The 3,992-nt window shown below is 66.8% G+C and carries 3 protein-coding genes; 2 read left to right on the top strand and 1 reads right to left on the bottom strand.

Annotation, left to right across the window (positions count from 1 at the left end; all coding sequences use genetic code 11):
* The first annotated feature begins 592 nt into the window (after nt 1-592).
* Both VGQ44_17870 and VGQ44_17865 read left to right on the top strand, forming a co-directional pair.
* The gene (locus VGQ44_17870) at nt 593-844 is read left to right on the top strand and encodes a hypothetical protein (protein ID HEV8448706.1); all 252 of its coding nucleotides are present in this window, start codon (nt 593-595) and stop codon (nt 842-844) included.
* A 17-nt stretch (nt 845-861) separates the two neighbouring features.
* Complete coding sequence (locus VGQ44_17865) at nt 862-3,363, top strand: ABC transporter permease (protein HEV8448705.1); 2,502 nt, start codon at nt 862-864, stop codon at nt 3,361-3,363.
* Nucleotides 3,364-3,445: 82 nt separating this feature from the next.
* Here the strand turns inward: VGQ44_17865 and VGQ44_17860 are convergent.
* Nucleotides 3,446-3,992, bottom strand: a 547-nt coding sequence (locus tag VGQ44_17860) for an HlyD family efflux transporter periplasmic adaptor subunit (protein ID HEV8448704.1), incomplete at its 5' end; no start/stop codon positions are given.

Raw genomic sequence — 3,992 nt, 5'->3', positions numbered from 1 at the left:
GTGATGCCGATGTCGTCGCCGAAGATGACGAGGATGTTTGGTCGTGCCTGTGGCGCGGCGTTCTGCGCCCATGTCAGTTGGGGGACCAGGGAAAGAACGGCCACCGCGATGACGCCGACAACCAATCCTCGACGACGTGCTCTGCGTTCCATTGGGCTTCCCTCTCAGATCCGTCGTCCGCCATGGGATCGGACCGGCGTCCCAAGGCCCGTCATTTCTCAGCGTGCTCGATGCCTGAGGACGTCTTGCCGCTCCGACGCGACAGGCTGGCTACGACATTCCGTGGGCAGCCCACGGCATCCCGGAGAAGGGCACTGCCACTCTCGAAATGCTGCAGGAAATCAGCCGCTAGAACGAGTCCATACCAAGAGGGGCAGGTTTGGTACCAACTGGAGGTCCTTCAGGGAACCCGCGTCACCGACGACGCGCCGTTTACGCGATAAACGATGCGGAATATTTCTGGACGGCGACAATCCGCCCGACGAAACGATACGCGAGCGAGAAGGACTCTCGCACGCCAGACCATCGTGCTGCCGCTCCTCGTCGCGCGCGAGTTTCACGCGTTCAAGTCAACGGCGAGGTCGAAAAACCGTTGCACGATCCATCGCGGGAGCTCGCATCCGGATTCGACTTCGCATTCGGCCGGTCGTTCACGCGGAAGGTCGCCGCGATGATCGAGCTTCGCACCGAATCGAGCATCGACCTCCAGCGAGATCGGCTCGTGCTGGTGAACGCCGGCATCATCGACGGCGTGCGCAACGCGTCGTGTACGCGAACATCGGCCATTCGGTGTTCTCCGACGACGGAGGGCATTTCTACACCGGCGGCGGCTTCAAGGTCGTGATCGGCGGGTAGCCGGGCGTGCTACGCTCGACAGCCGTGGGCCGCGACATCAGGCTCGCGCTCAGGCGGCTCGGCGCGACGCCTCTCTTCACAACCTTCGCGATTCTCTCGCTCGCGGTCGGCGTCGCGATCACGACAGCCGTGTATTCGATCGTCGATGCGGTGTTCCTGCGCGGCCTCGGCATCCACGAGCCCGATCGCGTCGCCGTCATCGTCACCCCGTACAGCGGACGGCTGCTGACCGGCACGGTGTCGGAGCCGGACTTCCGCGATGTGCAGACCGCCCAGACGTCGTTCTCCCACGTCGCCGCGTCCGCCACGTTCGTTCGCCGCCTTGCCCTGCCGTCCGTGACGGAGATGGTCATCGGCGAGTCGGTGAGCGGATCGTACTTCGCCACGCTCGGCGTGGGCGCCAGGCTCGGACGCACGATTCAGCCGGGCGACGATGCCGGCGGCGGACGTGTGGTGATGCTGAGCGATACGCTGTGGCGACGGCGGTTCGCGTCCGATCCGCGGATCGTCGGCGCCACCGTGGCGATCTCCGGAGAACCCTTCGAGATTATCGGCGTGGCGCCGGCCTCGTTCAGCGGTCCTCGCGGATGGCTGGTGGGCACGCAGTTCTGGATTCCACTCGGTACCGAGTCACGGTTGAAGGAGCCCCCCCGGACGGCGGCGCCGCGCGCCACAGCACGAGACGATCGACGGCTCACCGTCTTTGGCCGCCTCGCAACGGAGGTGACGATCGCCGCGGCATCGGCGGAAATGCAGACCATCGCCGAGCGGCTCGACGAGTCTTTTCCGCCGCGATTCCGTGGCAAGGGCGTCGGCGCCACGGATCGCCCGTGGCGCGCAAAGACCATGGCGGCGATCTCCGACGACGAGGACTCCGCCGTGCGCCGGTTCGGGATGACGCTCGTGGCGCTCGTCGGGTTGGTGCTGGTCGTCGCCTGCACGAACCTCGGCAACCTCGTGCTCGCCCGCGGAAGTACACGGCTGCGCGAGCTCGCCGTGCGGCACGCCCTCGGCGCATCGAGGTGGCGGCTCGTGCGCGAACAGTGTGTCGAGAGCGTGATGCTGGCGGCCGGCGGCGCATTCGCGTCCTACGTCATGTTCGAGCTGTTGCGCGTCGTGATGGACACCGAGTTCAGCCTCGCCATGCCTTTCGGCGGCCGTACGACGCTGTCGTTTCATCCCGCGCTGAACGTGCCGGCGCTGACGATCGCGGTCTCGTCGCTCCTCATCGCGCTCGTCGTCTTCGGCCTCGAGCCGGCGATTCAGCTGACGCGCACGCTCGACGTTCGCGGCGCGCTCGCCGGCGGATCGGCCGCCGGACCGCAGCGCGGCCGACGCCAGCGGCTTCTCCTGCGGTGGCAGGTCGCCATCGCGGCCGGGTTCTTCATCATCGCCACCATGTTCGTGAAGTACTCGATCGCGGAGGCGCGCCATGATTCCGGCATCGACCTGGATCGAATCGCCGTCGCCGTTCTCAATTTCGACACGCCGGAGTGGAACGAGCCTCGCGCACGGCGCATCTTCGACCGGGTACTCGACGAGCTGCGGCGCCATCCGTCGGTCGAGGCGGCCTCACTGTCGAGTGGATTGCCCTTCGGCGTGCCGAGTACGCTGCGTCTGTCCATCTCACCACTGGAACAGACGAGCGCCGCGCGAATGGACCCGCAGGTGGTGACGACGATCGCCGGGGCCCCCTCGATGTTCCGAACGCTGGGGGTGGAGATCCTTCGTGGACGCGGTTTCGACGATCGCGACGGGCCGGCCGCGCCACGCGTCGTGGTCCTGAGCGAATTCACCGCACGGCAGATGTTCGGTACCGCCGACGTCGTCGGGCGCGAGATGGCGGTCGGCCCGACGCGGTCCCCGACGGCCACGATCGTCGGCGTTGCCGCCGATACGGACGTGGGCAGTCTCTTCGCGGATCCGCGGCCACTGGCCTACGTGCCGCTGACGCAGCACTACCAGCCGCTCATCACGGTCGTCGCGCGGGCATCCGGATCGGTGACGAATGCGGTGGGCGCGATGCGCGAGGCCATCCGGCGTGCCGATCCGGACGTGGCGGTCGACACCATCGGGACCGGACGATCGGTGCTCGCCGGACCCTTTCAAGTCCTACGCGGCCTCGGCATGACGGCGGTCGGCCTCGGCGCGATCACGCTGCTTCTCGCCATGGCGGGCCTCTACGGCATCCAGTCGCATATCATTGCAAACCGCACGCAGGAGATCGGCGTGCGGATGTCGTTGGGAGCCACCGCCGGACAGATCAAGCGCATGGTGCTCGTGGACGGCTATCGTCCTGTCCTGGACGGGCTCATCTTCGGGTTGTCGATTGGCCTCGTCGGCCGGGCGATCGCGCGCGCGTATCTCGAGCTGGACGTCGCCATCGTCGATCCGTGGATGCTGGTGGTGACGCCGATTCCGTTGATCTGTGCCGCGTTCTTCGCCTGCTACTTGCCGGCCCGCAGGGCCGCGGCGGTCGATCCCAACGTAGCGCTCCGCAGCGAATAGCCACGCCGGTAGTTTTCTGCCGTTCGTTTCACGTGCAGATCGGCCTGGTCGAGCACGACAGCGGTATCCATCTCAACTCCGGTCAGCGAGTCGTCGACACCAGCGCGGCGACGCGACTGCCGTCCTTCAGCGCGTCAGAGGGTTGAATGACGACGCGGTCACCGGGTGCAAGGCCGCGCTCGACCACCGTTCGTGTCCCGTCGAATCGACCAGCGACCACGCGCGTGAGTTGCGCTCGGCTGTTCCGCACCACGAACACCGCCCATTCATCACCCACACGGAAGAGGGCGGTGGACGGAATCGTCAAGACGTCTTCACCCGTCCAGACCACGATGGCCACCTTGACGTGGTACTCGTGTCCGAACGCCAACGGTCGGGGGGCTGTGACGTCGAGCACCACCGACACGCGCTGTTCCTCCAGACCAAGCGGGGACACCTTCGTGAACGCGGCCGGCTCGATTCGACGCACACGAGCTGACAGCGGAGGTCCGTCGCCCCAATCGTGAATCGTGGCGCGTGCGCCGGGCTGGACCGCCATCGCATCGGTGGTGAGGAAATCGGCGGCGACCTCGATGTTCGCGGTGTCACCGACTTCCAGGAGTGGCGTGCCGGAGGTCACCGGGCCGGCG

Source organism: Gemmatimonadaceae bacterium (assembly GCA_036003045.1).
Taxonomy (GTDB): Bacteria; Gemmatimonadota; Gemmatimonadetes; order Gemmatimonadales; family Gemmatimonadaceae; genus JAQBQB01.
Note: the sequence above shows the minus strand (reverse complement) of the source record. Positions and strands in the feature narration are given on the sequence as shown.